Consider the following 14,964-nt stretch of genomic DNA (forward strand, 5'->3'; position numbering starts at 1 on the left):
CGTCAGCGGCGCATCCGGGGGTCGAGGGCGTCGCGCAGGCCGTCGCCGAGCACGTTGAAGGCGAGCACGACGACGAAGATCAGCAGGCTCGGCAGGACCGAGACGTGGGGGGCGAAGAACAGGAAGTTGCGCCCGTCCGACGCCATGGCGCCCAGTTCGGCCGTCGGCGGCTGTGCGCCCAGCCCGATGAAGGACAGGAGCGAGCCGAGCAGGATCACCTGGCCGAAGCGCAGGGTGACGAAGACGAAGATCGGCGACAGGCAGTTGAGCAGGACGTACTTCGTCAGGATACGGCCGTCGCCCATGCCGATCGCCCGGGCGGCCTCGATGTAGTCCTGCTGCAGCACCACGATCGCGGCCCCCCGCACCACCCGTGCCATCAGCGGGATGGTGGCAATCGAGAGCGCGGCGAGCACCGCCGTGAGGCCGGGCCCGACGATCGCCGTCAACGCGAGGCCGAACAGGATCGCCGGGAACGACAGGAGCACGTCCATCAGGCGCATCAGCAGGCCGGAGACGCGCGGGTAATAGGCCGCCGCGAACCCGACGAGGCCGCCGAGGCCGCAGCCGATGACGACGGCGATGCTGCTCATTGCGAGCGTCATCCGCAGGCCGAACAGCAGCCGGGTGACCATGTCGCGCCCCTGCCCGTCGGTGCCGAGGAGGAAGCCGTCGCCCGGGGCCTTGAGCGTGTTGGCGAGGTCGCCCGCGTAAGGATCGGTCGGTGCGAGCCAGGGCGCGAGGAGCGCCGCGAGCACGAGCAGCGCGACGGCGACCAGGGCCGCGGCGCTCGCCGGCTCGCGCAGGAGGAAGCGCAGGACGGAGGGACGCGCGGTGACCGCGAAGGCGGCGTGCGGGCTCGCCTCGGGCGTGAGCGCGATCGGATTGCTCATCGGGCCTCCCGGATGCGGGGATCGAGGAAGGCGTAGAGCACGTCGACGATCAGGTTGATGAGGATGAAGCCGGCGGACAGGACGATGATGGTGCCCTGCGCCATCGGCGCGTCGCTCGACAGGATGGCGCCGACGGCGAGCCGCCCGATGCCGGGCCAGCTGAAGATCGTCTCGACCACGACGGCGCCGCCGAGCAGGAAGCCGATCTGCAGACCGATCAGGGTGACGACCGGGATCAGCGCGTTGCGCAGCGCGTGGCGGAGCACCACGGCCCGCTCGGTCAGGCCCTTCGCCCGCGCGGTGCGGACGTGGTCGGCCCCCAGCACGTCGAGGACGGAGCTGCGGGTCATGCGGGCGACCGGCCCGACGAAGACGCCGCCGAGCGTCACTGCCGGCAGGATCACGCCCAAGAGGCCCTCCCAGGTCCAGAGCGGCCCGGTACGGCCGGTGAAGGGCAGGAGCTGCCAGTGGAAGCCGAGGAGCCAGACGAGGCCAAGGCCGAGCAGGAAGACCGGCACCGAGACGCCGGCCACGGAGGCCGCCACCACCAGCCGGTCGGGCCAGCGGCCGCGCCAGTAGGCGCCGACCGTGCCGAGCAGGATGCCGAGCGGCACCGACCAGATCAGCGAGGCGAGCATCAGTTCGAGCGTCGGTCCGATCGTGTTCCCGAGTTCCTCGATCACCGGCATGTTGTTGATGATCGAGACGCCGAGATCACCCCGCAGCAGTCGCCCGAGATAGATCATGAACTGGATCCAGAGCGGCTGGTCGAGGCCGAGATCGTGCCGGATCGCCTCGATGACGTCCTGCGTCGCCGTCGGCCCGGCGCGGACCACCGCCGGATCGTTGGGCACGACCTGCATCAACAGGAATCCGACGAGCAGCACGCCGAGGAGGACCGGGACGGCGAGGAGCAGCCGTTGCAGGATCGTGCGGAGCATCGGCGGCTAGAATCCCCGTGCCCGTGCCGGCCGGCGCCGACCGTCCCGCGGCGCCGGCGGGTCTCCGGCGGTCCATGGACCGTTCGATGCCGTGTCGTCCCTGAGCCCGGTCATGTGAGCCCTCCCGCGAGTGGCTTAATCCGTCAAGGGACCTGCAAGGTCTAGGCCAGGGTAACAGGGAATGGCCCCGGTTCAAGCCATTCGTCGCGATGGACGCTTCGATCGTATTGCTCAACAATACGATTTGGCGTTCCCATCGGGCGGGCGTCCCGGCGGCGTCGCATATGAACTATTGTGATTACTTCATATTTTTGGTCGCCTTGAGGGAGGAGGCAACGATGGCAACCATGACCGTATCCTCGCCCGATCCGATGAAGGCGTGGGTCGAGGCTCAGATCACGAACGGCGATTACGCCAGTTCGAGCGATGACGTGCGCGACCTCGTTCGCCGTGACCGCGAGCGTCGCATGCAGGAGATCAGCATCGAAGAACTGCGCAGCCTCGTCGCGGACGCGAAGGCGAGCGGCGTCGGCCCGCGCAGTATCGATGACATCGTCACGCAGGCGAAGGACATCGCCCGCGCCCGCGCCCGCGGCAGCTTGCGTGAGTAGCGACCGCCTGGATGGGCCGAAGACGACCTGCTCGACATCTTCCCGTTCGGCCTGAAGTGGTTCGGGCTGACGCAGACCGAGCGCTTCGCCGCCGGTCGCGCTGCATCCTCCCTCAGGCGACGGTCGCCCGCTCCCGCACGTCGCCGACGACGCGGGCGCGGACGCGGCGGGCCCCGCCGGGCAGGTAGGCGATCGGGATGTCCTCGACCTCGATGACCTTGAGGCTGGCGGGCTCGGCCCCGGCCTCGACCGCCCGGCGCTCGGCGATTCCTTGCGCCTCGGCGAGTGCCGCGTCGCGGGAGAGGTCGGAGAAGATCTGGTCGACCTCGCCCGAGATCTGCGCCATCGCGGCGCCGAGCGCGTTGGCGACGCCGGCATGGGCGACGCGCACGACCTCGCTGACGCCCTCGAGCCGGTCCGGAATCAGGAAGGCGCCGCCGCCCACCGCGACGAGTTCGGTCGCGCCGCCCGAACTCTTCATCCGGTCGACGCCCTCCTCGACCATCCCGGCGATGCGCGCCAGCATCAGGGCGACGAAGCCGGGATCGAGGTGGCGCACGCGGTCGCGGTCGCCGATCTCGACACGGCCCGCCGCCACCGCGATGTCGGTCGCCGTCAGCGTGTCGCCGCCGAAGACCAGCGCCTTCTCGGTGATGCGGTAGCCGACGGAGCGCGGCCCGATCGCGCCCGACACGGGATCGATGATCGTGCCGCCGCCGAGCGCCATCGGCAGGAGATCGGGCATGCGGAACAGCGTGCGCACGCCCCCGATCGCCACGACGTTGTTAGCCTCGCGCGGGAAGCCGTTGACGAGCGAACCGACGTCGCTGGTCGTGCCCCCGACATCCACCACCATCGCGCCGTCGCGGCCCGACAGGAAGGCGGCGCCGCGCATCGAGTTGGTGGGGCCCGAGGCGAAGGAGTGGACGGGGTTGGCCGCCGCCACCTCCGCGAGCACGACGGTGCCGTCGTTCTGGGTCAGGAAGAACGGCGCCGCGATGCCCGACGCGGCGAGCGCCTCCTCGAAGGCCGCCACCGTCCGCAGGCCGAGGGATTGCAGCGCGGCGTTGAGCAGCGTGACGTTCTCGCGCTCGAGAAGCCCGATGCGGCCGAGCGTGTGCGACAGCGTCACCCTCGCCCCCGGGATCACGTCGCGGATGATGTCTGCCGCCTCCTCCTCGCACACGGCCGTCAGCGGCGAGAACAGGGCGGTGACGCCGACCGAGGTGATGCCGGCGTCGCGGATGCGGGACGCCGCATCCCGGATCGCGGCGCGGTCGAGGGGCACCAGCTCGCGCCCGTCATATTCGTGGCCGCCGGCCACCATGACCGACAGCGGATCGACGGCGTCGCGCAGGTCGTCCGGCCAGTCCACCGTCGGCGGCAGGGAGCGGGCCGCCGGCAGCGCGATGCGGATCGCCCCGACCCGTTCGAGCCGGGCGCGCTCGACCACCGCGTTGGTGAAGTGCGTCGTGCCGATCATCACGGCGTCGATCCCCGCGAGCGGGACCGCCGCCCCGAGGTCGCGGATGACGGCGCGCACCCCCGACATCACGTCGGCGGTGGTCGGCGTCTTGACGGCGCCGAGGACCTGGGTGCCGTCGATCAGCACGGCATCCGTGTTGGTGCCGCCGACGTCGATGCCGATGCGCTTCATGATGAAAAGACCGAGGTGAAGTCGATGTCGTAGCCGAAGGCCCGCGGGCCGACATGGGCGAGGCCCTTCGGCGACAGGAGGATGTCGGGTGCGGGCAAGGCCACCACCGTCACGCGCTGGCCGTAGCGCGCGGTCTCGGTGCCGATCGCCTCCCCCGAGACCGTGTCGAGGACGCAGATCAGGTCCGGGGTCATCACGACCGGCACCCCGTCCCGGAAGCCGACCGCCCACTCGTTCTGGAAGGCGAGTTCCATGCGGCTGCCGGCATCGTCGCCGAGCCCGTCGATGCGGGCCGAGCCGCGCAGGAAGCCGCCCGTCGCCGTGCGGTCGATGTCGCCGATCTTGCCGCGAAACAGGACCTTGCCGCCTTCATGCGCCACCACCGCGGCGACCGGGTCGGCGTGGGCGGCCCGCGCCTCGAGCACCGCCCGGCCGAGGCCGGTCGCCTTGGTGACGGTGTCGAGGACGCCCCATTGCTTGACCTCGCGCCCGGTGCGGGGCGCCTTGCAGGTCGCGGCGGTCGAGCCGACCTCGGTGCAGGCCTTGCGGGAGATCCGCTCCATCCAGGTCCAGGAGGCGGCGCGGGCCACCACCACCTCGTTGTCCCGGCAATCGACGAGGGTCAGCGGGTACATCCGGAGGTCGCCGATGGCGAAGCTCGTCATCTGCGCCTCCGGATAGGCGCGCCCCATCGCGTCGGCATCGACCACCGGGATGTCGAGATGCGCCGCCGCCAGGAACGGCGAGACGGCGTTGCCGCCGCCGATCTCGACGCTCATCACGGCGCGGAACCGCTTGCCCGTGACCTCCTCCATCAGCCGGACGGCGCGGGCGAGATGCGCCGGATCGACGAGCCGCTCCTGGCCGACGAGCGGCGCGCCCATCTTCGACACGACCGCCACATGGTCGTCGTCGTCGAGCGCCCGCGGGTCGATCAGCCGGCAGCGCTTGCCCTCGGCGTAGAGCGTCCTGAGGTTGAGCTCGGCGAGGTACGGGCTGCCGCCGCCGCCCGTCCCGAGGATCCAGGCGCCGATGCCGAGGGGCGCGATCTCCTCGGGCTCGAATTCGCGGATCATGACCCCTCCTCACTGATCGGCGGCGAGGGTAAGGTCGGGCGCGGGCCCCGCCTATCCGGAGAGGCCCCTAGAGCGGCGTCGGATCGCGTTGCCATCGGACGCCGCTCCAGGATTTCGATTTTACCGCATTTTCCACGACGAACCGGTATCCCCTTCGTCGGAAAATGCTCGAGCCAGGAGCAGACGTTTCGTGGCGGGTCGCCTCAAGCGCGTGGTGTTCATCGAGGCCGGCCAGAGCCCGCGGGACGACATCGTCCCGGAGATCCTGCTGCAGCTGAACGGGCCGGTCGAGCCGGTCGAGCGGGGCGCCCTCGACGGGCTGTCGCCGGCCGAGATCGCTGCCCTCGTGCCGGAGGCCGGCGAGGCGTCGCTCGTCACCCGCCTGCGCAGCGGCGAGGACGTCGTCGTATCCAAGGCCGCAGTCGGCGAGCGCATGGCGGCGATCCTGGCCTCCCTGCGCCCGCGCGAGTTCGACCTCGTGGTGATCCTCTCGACCGGGCTGCTGCGCGACTTCGACAGCCCGACCCCGATGGTGAACGCCCAGCGCGCCATCGAATCCGGCATCCGGGCGCTCGCGGCGGAGGAGCAGCGCCTCGGCATCGTGCAGCCGATCGCCCGGCAGATCGAGGAGGTCCGGCTCCCCACCCTCGCCGATTACCCGGTCAGCCTCACCCACGCGATGCCGGGCGACCGCGACGCGCTCGCCCGCGCCATCGTCGATCTCGGCGGCTGCGAGGTGATCGTGCTGAACTCGGTCGCCTTCGACGAGCGCGACCGCGCGATCGTCGCGCGGGCGACGGGCCGGCCCGTGGTGCTCGCCCGCCGCATCGTCGCGGGGGCGATCCGGCTGCTGCTCGACCAGGGCGGCGAGCCCTCGGGCGAACCGCGCCACGGACTTGCCGATTACGGCGAGCGCCTGTCCCGGCTCACCCCGCGCGAGCGCCAAGTGCTCTCGCTGATGGCGGAAGGGCTGACCTCGAAGGCGATCGGCCGCCAGCTCGCGATCAGCCCGAAGACCGTGGAGATCCACCGCTCCAAGGTGATGGGCAAGATGGAAGTGGGCTCGCTGGGGGCGCTGATCCGGCTGGTGATGGCGGCGGAGGCGCCGGATGCATAGTGTTGAATTCGATCTTTTAGCACTGTGATGACATGCTCGAGGCTCTCGATACGCATACCATCCAGTTCACGCTGCCGCCTCATACCGATCGTCCGCCGGTACGGCCCGGGCCTCATAGACACGAACGATACCTTTGGCTGATCTAATACCAACGGCCTGAGAGGGTGACTCGTCGTGTTGCGCCTTGGGTTGGCTTCTGATTCGATTGCGGGATCAGGAGAGTCTGCCATGGCCGGGATCGCCATCACCCGCACCGATTTGACCGCCGAGGAGTTGCGGTCCGCCTCCGCCACGGCGCCCAGCATCCTGGCGGCCCGGCGCATGCTGGCGCTCGCCCTGGTGCTGGATGGGGCCGACCGCACCGGCGCCGCCCGCTCCTGCGGCATGGATCGGCAGACTCTGCGCGACTGGGTCCATCGCTACAACGCCGAGGGACTCGCCGGTCTGAACGACCGCAAGGCGCCGGGGCGGGCCGCCAAGCTGACGCCCGAGCAGAAGCAGCAACTGGCTGCTCTGGTCGAAGCGGGACCGGACTTTGACAAGGACGGCGTGGTGCGCTGGCGCCGGGTCGACCTGCAGGCACGGATCAAGGAGTTGTTCGGGGTCGAGATGCACGAGCGCACGGTCGGCAAGCATCTGGCGGAGTTGGGCTTCGTGCGGCTCTCGGTTCGCCCGCAGCATCCCAAGGCCAGCGACGAGACCCAGGACGCTTTTAAAAAAGCTTCGCCGCGCGCGTGGCAGAGATCCTGCCCGACCCCGCCCGCGCCAAGCCGCTCGAGATCTGGTTCCAGGATGAAGCCCGCGTCGGCCAGCAGGGCACGCTGACGCGGGTCTGGGCGCGCAAGGGCACGCGCCCGCGGGCTCCGCGCGACCAACGCTACAAGTGGACGTATCTGTTTGGCGCTGCCTGCCCGGCACGCGGGACCAGCGCGGCTTTAGTGCTGCCGACGGTCAACACGCAGATGATGTCGCTGCATCTGGCCGAGATCAGCAAGCAGGTCGCGCCGGGCTCGCACGCGATCCTGGTTCTGGACGGGGCTGGCTACCACGGCACGGCCAAGACGCGCCGCCCGCGTGGCCTAGTCGTGCCGGACAACATCACGTTGATGCATCTGCCAGCGTCATCGCCGGAACTGAACCCGATGGAGGTGGTCTGGCAGTACTTGCGTCAGAACAAGCTCGCCAACCGGGTGTTCCGCGACTACCGCCAGATCGTCGATGCCTGCTGCGACGCCTGGAACTTCTTCGCTGACAACCCAGGCCTCGTCACATCCATCACCGCCCGGGACTGGGCACAGGTCAAACTCTAGGGCCACTGGTATAACGACAACATTTCAAGGCATCGTGGCTATCGGGCGAACACCATTTACGGCCCATCTCCTCGACAGCAAACTCGGATAATATTTCGAAATTTATGACTCGCTGCCGTGCAGGTCACAATCAGCATCAGCTCAAAAGATGGACATAAATCCAGCAAATCCAGCTCAGCGTCTATAATTTAACATCTATTATCGCACGATTGATTTTTTACATCGAGGTGCGGGCATGCTTTATTCTTCACGCACCCCCGCAAATCGTCAGCAACGTTGGTTGAATACCGACACAAATTCGCATGCCGAAAATGTGCATCTGGCAATTCAACCGCATAGAATTCATTTGCGAGCTATTTGCCTGATTGCATCATAGTGACCATCAAGTTGCAGACCGATTCGCTCAAGAAAATCAATTATATCAGCAAGTTCCTTACCCATTTCAGATGATATTTGCGAAAGCGACAGCTCAATCTTAGCTTTCGCAATCGGGTCGACTGACAGTGACAATTGAGGATATACAATAAGCCAAATTTGATAATGATTTCTAAGCGCCAAATCTTTCGCTACAATATATTTTATATCGGCCTCATTTAATTTCTCACTAAGTTCGGCATAGCTGATGGATTGAACTGATTTGCCATTTTCTGATAATGTAATTTTATTATTTTCTTTATCGTCGGCAATCTCGGCGGTAATCGAGGGGGCATCTGTTGCATTTTTTCTTGATTTAAAAGACACGTATTGCGTGTAGATTTTGTCGATGATTGAAACCGCATGCCCCGCCACGGTCGCGACCTGAGAGGCTTCCAACAAGCTAATCATTGTTTCTGGCTCCTTATAAGTCTTATAAGATCTCATGACAGGGGATTGCAAGGATTGGTGGGTCAATCCGACACTCTCACCGGACAAGGGCGCCAAATCATATCTGAATAACCTAATCTGTTCTTCTTTCAGGCGCGCCGCAGACCACCAAAGCCCAAAAGCACGCTGATCGAATGGCGAATATACTCGAAAAGGCGATACAAATGCAACTCTCCAGATAGAGCGAAGAATCGGCAAGGTTCGAAGATTTTGCAGCTCCTGGTGAAGCTCAGGGATTTTAGAATGATCGCCGGCATGTACAACGGCTGCGATCATCCCACATTTCTCAAGCGTATCGCCAGCTTCTTCGTGTCGCCCTTCAATATAATCTAAGCTGCCCTCCTTCATGGAGCGCGCCAGACCTAGAGCAGCCGTCCACCGAACAAAACTATGCTTTGAGTCCAACATTGACACGAATTGGGATTCGTATTGGCATTCGCCCGCCAACGCAAGCGAGTAGAGAAGCTGGCAGCGAATTTCGTTGTCTTCTTCCGAGCTAAGAATGCGTTCGGCAAATCCCTCTGTACCGGACCAGTCAATTGGAACCATCCGCAGAGAACTATATGCCCAATCTAAGTATCCGTAGCCGGCACCTTTTTGCCTGATGTACTCTGCGACCAAAGAGGCGACATGCTTATCCCGTAACTCTCCTAGCGCTATAGAGGCAGAAACACGGCGTTGATGACCGATTTCAGAATATTCTCCGATCGTCCCCAAAAGAAATCTGACAGATCGAACAGAGCGAGCCTCTTGTAAAACGTCGCAAGTTATCTCTCTCCAACTTACAGAGCTCGATTGGTTGTAGCAATGTATAAGGCCATCGACGCAAGCTGGCGACAATTCATGATCTACAGCCCTAATAATACTTCCGTAGCGAGATCGACTCGGCTCCATTTCCTCATATATTTGTGTCAAATCCCTCAATTGCTCTAAAATATATCTTCTGTTGTCTGGCGTTGTTGCAGATCCAGCAAATCTAACAAGGGCTTCTATGACATAAGAAGAAAGCTTGCCAAAATAATATCGGTCGTAATTTCCAGCTACTTGGCTTCTATCAGTGATCCATTCTCCGGTATATGCAAGATCTTGTAAAAAATAAGACCAATTACCCGATTTTAGAAAACCAAGAGCTTCAATTGTACGCCTCAGGCAATCCATTGATTCTTCGTTCTTCTTAAGAATTTCGATCAACGGCCTATCCAGCTCGTTACTTGATTTAAAGCCGGCAAAACATGCTGCGGCGGCGCCCGATTGATGCCATCCGCCATGAATCAGCGATTCTTTAAATATACTTGCTACTTTAGGACCAAGAGATGAAGATAAATTTTTTAATCTTATTGACGTCTGATGTGTGTCATTGTGCGCAAAATCATTATTAACAAGAGCATTTGCAACTTTGTGAGCATCCAACACACTTAATCTCTTGCAGGCATCCTGCCCTGCGACCGGGTCATTTTCATAAATTTTCACAACGTCCTGATCTAAACCCATTTCACACCTCAAATTCGCACGCACATCAGTTCGGTCTATAGACCTTCAAGTCCAAGATATGGCTTCCTACTGCTTAAAATGGCATCTCGTTCGTTCATACTAGCAGGACGAAAGCGCCGCGATAGTACCTATTTTTCCGTGGCTCCGCTGAAAGCAGCAGCGAAATGCAAAATCATAACAAGTAAATGGTGATATTATTTGCAAATTTCTGAGTCTAAGATCATTATATAAACGACTCTTTACGTCATGTAGTAGATACAGCGTAGAACATTATAAAAAAATTTAAAAATCTTGCCAATATAATTAAAAATTTTTGTTTGCGACAGCCATAAAAACGGTCGCAAATATTGTATTTGTTGTATAATTTACATTACATAATAAGATTATTGTAGCAAAAATCTAGAAGAAAAGATAATTATAAATCAATTAATTTCCGAGAATTGTTTATATTTTTCTAAGAATTTTAGGTGCGGGATGCAATTTTCGCATCCAAGCTCATGCACTAGCCCGTCTTATAGCGCAATCCTCACGCTTGGCGTCCTATTGACGGGGGGCCACCCCTCGCCCTTACCAGCCTTTCCAATGGCTAGGCCGCTTGGATCCAGACTGTGTGCCGACCCGCGATTGCCCACCCAGCGGGCAGAAACCCTCGTTTAGCCACCCGCTTCCTAAGGGCACTCCCCTATAGCGGCTTGCTCGGACGAGGGTCTAGCTTCGGGTGGGTCGACGCGGAACCGGCAGGGGATTGGATGAAGCGCACGAACCGGCTCGCTTTCGTGACGATCGGGCAGTCGCCGCGGATCGACATGGTGCCGGAGATGCTGGCCGAGATCGGCGGTGAGGTCGAGGTGCGGGAATACGGCGTGCTCGACGATGCGAAGGAGGCCGAGATCGCCGCCCTGCACCCGCGCGAGGGCGAGGCCTCCTTCGCCAGCCGCCTGCGCGACGGGCGCGAGGCGGTGCTGTCGAAAGACCGCATCGAGGAGCGCCTGTCGGATCTTCTCAAGGCCATCGACCGCCACGGCCACGACGCGGTCGTGCTCCTGTGCACGGGCACGCAGGTCGAACCGCTCGCGAACACGCTCCTTGTCGAATCCCAGCGCATCGTCGATGCCACCGTCGAGGCGCTCGCCGCCTCGTGCCCGAAGCTCGGCGTGATGGTGCCGCTCGCCCGCCAGGTCGCGGAGTTCCCGGCGCGGCACGTCTTCCGCGGTAAGCCGAAGGTCGTGGCGGCCTCGCCATACGCCGGCGACGCCATGGCGGAGCGCGCCGCAATGCTGGCCGACCGCGACCTGATCGTCATGCATTGCATGGGCTACACCGAGGCGATGCGCCGCGAGGTCCGCGACGCCGTCGAGGCCCCCGTCCTCCTGTCGCGCCGGATCGTTGCCGGCGCCGTCCGCCAGCTTCTCTGATCGCAAGCCTCTCTGATCGCAAACCTCTGATCGAAGGAATCGCCCGATGCGCAGACTCGGCCTCGGATTGCTCGCAGCGGCTCTGCTGGCGGGCGCCGTCGGTCCCGCCGGCGCCTTCGAGCGCGTCGGCGACCGCAAGGTGATCGTGTTCGGCGGGCGCCAGCAGGTGCCGGTGCTCGATCCGCACGTGCGCTACGACTGGTCGACCCGCATGCTGCAGCAGGCGGTCTACGACGCCCTCGTCAAGTACGAGGGCAACCCGGCCGAGGTGAAGCCGTGGCTCGCCGAGAGCTGGGAGACCAGCCCCGACGGCAAGACCTGGACGTTCCATCTCACCGGTACGGCGAAGTTCCATACCGGCGACCCGGTCGATGCCGAGGCCGTGCGCTACTCCTTCGTGCGGGGCCTGAAGCTCAACAAGGGCGTCGCCTGGATGCTCAAGGACTTCCTCGGGCCGGAGGGCGTCGAGGCGGTCGATGCCAGGACCGTCCGCTTCACGCTGAAAAAACCTTACGCGGCCTTCCTGTCGTTCCTGCCCTGGTGGTACGTCGTCGATCCGAAGCAGGTCGAAGCACATGCGGTCGACGGCGACGACGGCCAGAAGTGGCTCACCGACCACGAGGCCGGCTCCGGCCCGTTCACGATCAAGCGCTGGGAGCCCAACGTGCTCCACGAACTCGCCGCGGTGCCCGATTACTGGAAGGGCTGGCCGCAGGGCGAGGCGCACCGCCCGGCCGGCGTGATCTACCGGATCGTCCGCGAGCCGGCCGCCCAGAAGGCCTCGCTGCTGCGGGGCGAATCCGACATCGTCGAGGGCCTGACGCCGGACGACTACGTCCAGGTCGCGCGCCAGAAGGGCGTGGCGATCGAGGACCATGCCGGCATGACGACCTTCGGCATCAAGATGAACAACAAGGTCGGGCCGACCGCCGACCCGAACCTGCGCAAGGCGATCGCCTACGCCCTCGACTATGACGGCCTGGTCCAGATCTACAACGGTGCCGCCAGGCTCCAGACGAGCGTGTTTCCGGCCGGCATGAAGGGCCATATCGACGTGCCGGGCATGCCGCGGCGCGACCTCGCCAAGGCGAAGGAGTATCTGGCGAAGTCGGCCTATCCGAATGGCGGGATCACCCTCGAATACGACCACATCACCGGGCTCGAGGAGGCGCGCCGGATCGGCCTTCTTCTCCTCGACAATCTCTCCGCCCTCAACATCAAGGTCGACATGCGGCCCGAGCAATGGCCGAACATGGTGGCCAAGGGCTCGAAACCGGAGACCTCGCCGAACCTGACCTCGGTCTTCGTGACGCCGATCTCGACCGACCCGGACGCGGTCGCCTATCAGTACCACCCCAATTCCTGGGGCCAGTACTTCGCGATGTCGTTCTACGACAACCCGGACGTCGCCCGGATGATCGACGAGGCACGCTCGACGCCCGACTGGGACAAGCGTGCGCCCCTCTATGCCGAGATCCAGAAGCGGATCGTCGCCGACCAGCCGGAGGTGTTCGGCATGGTGCAGAACCGCCGCTGGGCCCGCCGCGACGTGCTGAAGGGCTTCAGCTTCAGCCCGGTGCGGTTCACCGGCGAGGTCGACCTCTACCCGCTCTGGATCGACGCCAAGTAGGCTCGAGGGGGAACGGCTTTGCTGCGCTTCGCGCTCAAGAAGCTCCTGACCGTCGCCGGCACGATGCTCGGCCTCGCCGTGCTGACCTTCCTCATCACCAACGTGGCGCCGGGCGATCCCGCCCGGCTCGTCGCCGGCCCCGAGGCGACCGCCGACATGGTCGAGACCGTCCGCCGGGAATACGGCCTCGACAAGCCGCTGCCGGTGCAGCTCGCGATCTATCTCGGGGACCTCGCCAAGGGCGATCTCGGCACCTCGATCGTCACGACGCGGCCGGTCCTGTCCGAGCTCGGGCGCTATTTCCCGGCGACGCTCGAACTGGTGCTCGTCGCGATGGCAATCGGCGTCGGGCTCGGGCTGCCGCTCGGCATCCTGTCGGCCCTGAAGCGCGACGGCCCCCTCGACCATCTCACCCGCATCCTGTCGATCTCAGGGGTGGCGCTGCCGGCCTTCTGGTTCGGCATCCTGCTTCAGCTCACTTTCGCCGTGCATCTCGAATGGCTGCCGGTCTCGGGCCGCCTGCCGCTCTCGGAGGCGCCGCCCGCGGCGATCACCGGCCTGATCCTCGTCGATTCGCTGCTGCGCGGGCAGTTCGAGACCTTTCGCGAGGCGCTCTTCCACATCCTGCTTCCGGCGATCGTGCTCTCCTTCCCGTGCCTCGCCTCGATCCTCCGGGTGAACCGCGCCGAGATGATCGAGGCGCTGCAATCCGATCACGTCGTGGCGGCGCGCGCCCACGGCATCGCGCCGTTTCGCATCGTCGCAATCTATGCCCTGCGCAACGCGCTCCTGCCCACCCTCGCGATGATCGGCCTGCGCTTCGGCTGGATGCTGGGCTCCACCGTGCTCGTCGAGACGGTGTTCGACTGGCCCGGCATCGGCCTCTACGCGGTCTCCTCGGCGCTCGCCTCGGACTTCAAGCCGGTCGTCGGTGTGACGCTGGCGATCGGGCTCTGCTTCATGACCGTCAACATCCTGGTCGACCTCGCCTATGCGTGGATCGACCCGCGCCTGAGGGCCGCGTGATGGCGCTCCCGGACATCTCCCCTGCCCTCTCCGACGCGCCGCCCGCCTTCCGGGTGCGCCACGCCACCACGATCCGCCAGTGGCGGCTCTACGCCCATCTCTTCTCCCGCTCGTTCTCCTCGATGCTGGGCCTCGCCCTCGTCGTGCTGTTCCTGGTGCTCGCCGCCTTCGGACCCTGGCTCGCCCCCTATCCGGGCGACACGATGGGCGCCGTGAAGCTGTCGCAGCGGCTCCTGTCCCCGTCCTGGGCCCACCCCTTCGGCACCGACGAGATGGGCGCCGACCTCCTGTCCCGGGTCATCGTCGGCGCCCGCATCTCGCTGTGGATCGGCCTCATCATCACCGTGGTGGGGGCCGGCATCGGCGTGCCGCTCGGGATCGTCGCCGGCTACACGAAGAGCCGCCTGGTGCGCGGCGCCATCATGCGCCTCACCGATCTGTTCCTCGCGGTGCCGGGCCTCGCGCTGGCGCTCGCGATCGTGGCGGCGCTCGGCCCCGGCATCGCGAACTGCATCGCGGCGCTCGCGCTCGTCTGGTGGCCGGGCTACGTCCGCCTCGTCGAGGCCAAGACCCTGTCGGTCAAGGAGGAATTGTTCGTCGAGGCGAGCCGGGCCGCGGGCGCCCGCACGCCCTGGATCCTGTGGCACCACATCCTGCCGAACTGCCTGTCGCCGATCATCGTCAAGCTGTCGATGGATATGGGCCTCGCCGTGCTCTCGGCCGCGAGCCTCGGCTTCATCGGGCTTGGCGCCAAGCCGCCGGATCCGGAATGGGGCGCGATGATCTCGGTCGCCCGCTCCTACATGCCTGACTGGTGGTGGTACTCGGCCTGCCCGGGCCTCGCCATCTTCCTGACCGTGCTCGGCTTCAACCTGCTCGGCGACGGCCTGCGCGACATCCTCGACCCCAAAAGTGCCGGACGATGAGGAGCAC

The 14,964-nt window shown here is 64.3% G+C and carries 12 protein-coding genes; 7 read left to right on the forward strand and 5 right to left on the reverse strand.

Annotation, left to right across the window (positions count from 1 at the left end):
- Window positions 1-2: 2 nt before the first annotated feature.
- Window positions 3-893, reverse strand: coding sequence for an ABC transporter permease (locus HBB12_RS30650; protein ID WP_236993448.1), 891 nt, complete (start codon window positions 891-893; stop codon window positions 3-5).
- The gene (locus HBB12_RS30655) at window positions 890-1,834 is read right to left on the reverse strand and encodes an ABC transporter permease (protein WP_236993449.1); all 945 of its coding nucleotides are present in this window, start codon (window positions 1,832-1,834) and stop codon (window positions 890-892) included. Before HBB12_RS30655 ends, HBB12_RS30650 begins: the two co-directional genes overlap by 4 nt.
- 338 nt (window positions 1,835-2,172) lie before the next feature.
- Between HBB12_RS30655 and HBB12_RS30660 the strand changes: the two genes are divergently transcribed.
- A complete protein-coding gene (locus HBB12_RS30660) occupies window positions 2,173-2,445 on the forward strand; it encodes a ribbon-helix-helix domain-containing protein (RefSeq protein ID WP_236993450.1) in 273 nt (90 codons plus the stop codon).
- Window positions 2,446-2,557: 112 nt separating this feature from the next.
- Here HBB12_RS30660 and HBB12_RS30665 read toward each other — a convergent pair whose 3' ends face one another.
- Both HBB12_RS30665 and HBB12_RS30670 read right to left on the reverse strand, forming a co-directional pair.
- Window positions 2,558-4,102 carry a hydantoinase/oxoprolinase N-terminal domain-containing protein gene (locus tag HBB12_RS30665; RefSeq protein ID WP_236993451.1) on the reverse strand — a complete coding sequence of 515 codons (1,545 nt, stop codon included), beginning with the start codon at window positions 4,100-4,102 and terminating at the stop codon, window positions 2,558-2,560.
- Window positions 4,099-5,178 carry an S-methyl thiohydantoin desulfurase family protein gene (locus HBB12_RS30670; protein WP_236993452.1) on the reverse strand — a complete coding sequence of 360 codons (1,080 nt, stop codon included), beginning with the start codon at window positions 5,176-5,178 and terminating at the stop codon, window positions 4,099-4,101. The genes HBB12_RS30665 and HBB12_RS30670 overlap by 4 nt, the downstream gene beginning before the upstream one ends.
- A 190-nt stretch (window positions 5,179-5,368) precedes the next feature.
- Here HBB12_RS30670 and HBB12_RS30675 point away from each other — a divergent pair, with 190 nt between their 5' ends.
- A complete protein-coding gene (locus tag HBB12_RS30675) occupies window positions 5,369-6,295 on the forward strand; it encodes an AroM family protein (RefSeq protein WP_236993453.1) in 927 nt (308 codons plus the stop codon).
- 228 nt (window positions 6,296-6,523) lie between these two features.
- A protein-coding gene (locus HBB12_RS30680; protein WP_236993454.1) for an IS630 family transposase occupies window positions 6,524-7,605 on the forward strand; the annotation gives its coding sequence in 2 pieces (ribosomal slippage) (window positions 6,524-7,016 and window positions 7,016-7,605; 1,083 coding nt in all).
- Window positions 7,606-7,947: 342 nt separating this feature from the next.
- On the opposite strand, the gene HBB12_RS30685 is transcribed toward HBB12_RS30680, so the two are convergent.
- Complete coding sequence (locus tag HBB12_RS30685) at window positions 7,948-9,960, reverse strand: hypothetical protein (protein ID WP_236993455.1); 2,013 nt, start codon at window positions 9,958-9,960, stop codon at window positions 7,948-7,950.
- 749 nt (window positions 9,961-10,709) lie between these two features.
- Here HBB12_RS30685 and HBB12_RS30690 point away from each other — a divergent pair.
- From HBB12_RS30690 to HBB12_RS30705, 4 genes are read left to right on the forward strand one after another with little or no spacing between them, the layout of a single operon-like run.
- Window positions 10,710-11,375 (forward strand): AroM family protein, encoded by a 666-nt coding sequence (locus HBB12_RS30690; protein WP_236993456.1) that lies wholly within the window; start codon window positions 10,710-10,712, stop codon window positions 11,373-11,375.
- A 46-nt stretch (window positions 11,376-11,421) separates the two neighbouring features.
- A complete protein-coding gene (locus HBB12_RS30695) occupies window positions 11,422-13,005 on the forward strand; it encodes an ABC transporter substrate-binding protein (RefSeq protein ID WP_236993457.1) in 1,584 nt (527 codons plus the stop codon).
- A gap of 18 nt (window positions 13,006-13,023) precedes the next feature.
- A complete protein-coding gene (locus HBB12_RS30700) occupies window positions 13,024-14,031 on the forward strand; it encodes an ABC transporter permease (RefSeq protein ID WP_236993458.1) in 1,008 nt (335 codons plus the stop codon).
- Window positions 14,031-14,957: an ABC transporter permease gene (locus HBB12_RS30705; RefSeq protein ID WP_236993459.1), complete on the forward strand. Its 927-nt coding sequence runs from the start codon at window positions 14,031-14,033 to the stop codon at window positions 14,955-14,957. Before HBB12_RS30700 ends, HBB12_RS30705 begins: the two co-directional genes overlap by 1 nt.
- Window positions 14,958-14,964 lie beyond the last annotated feature (7 nt).

It is taken from the genome of Methylobacterium sp. SyP6R (assembly GCF_019216885.1).
In the GTDB taxonomy this organism is placed as follows: domain Bacteria; phylum Pseudomonadota; class Alphaproteobacteria; order Rhizobiales; family Beijerinckiaceae; genus Methylobacterium.

Bases quoted from the DNA above. Each gene is read 5' to 3' on its own strand.
- HBB12_RS30650 (WP_236993448.1), bottom strand. From the start codon at position 893: ATGAGCAATCCGATCGCGCTCACGCCCGAGGCGAGCCCGCACGCCGCC.
- HBB12_RS30655 (WP_236993449.1), bottom strand. From the start codon at position 1,834: ATGCTCCGCACGATCCTGCAACGGCTGCTCCTCGCCGTCCCGGTCCTC.
- HBB12_RS30660 (WP_236993450.1), top strand. From the start codon at position 2,173: ATGGCAACCATGACCGTATCCTCGCCCGATCCGATGAAGGCGTGGGTC.
- HBB12_RS30665 (WP_236993451.1), bottom strand. From the start codon at position 4,102: ATGAAGCGCATCGGCATCGACGTCGGCGGCACCAACACGGATGCCGTG.
- HBB12_RS30670 (WP_236993452.1), bottom strand. From the start codon at position 5,178: ATGATCCGCGAATTCGAGCCCGAGGAGATCGCGCCCCTCGGCATCGGC.
- HBB12_RS30685 (WP_236993455.1), bottom strand. From the start codon at position 9,960: ATGGGTTTAGATCAGGACGTTGTGAAAATTTATGAAAATGACCCGGTC.
- HBB12_RS30690 (WP_236993456.1), top strand. From the start codon at position 10,710: ATGAAGCGCACGAACCGGCTCGCTTTCGTGACGATCGGGCAGTCGCCG.
- HBB12_RS30695 (WP_236993457.1), top strand. From the start codon at position 11,422: ATGCGCAGACTCGGCCTCGGATTGCTCGCAGCGGCTCTGCTGGCGGGC.
- HBB12_RS30705 (WP_236993459.1), top strand. From the start codon at position 14,031: ATGGCGCTCCCGGACATCTCCCCTGCCCTCTCCGACGCGCCGCCCGCC.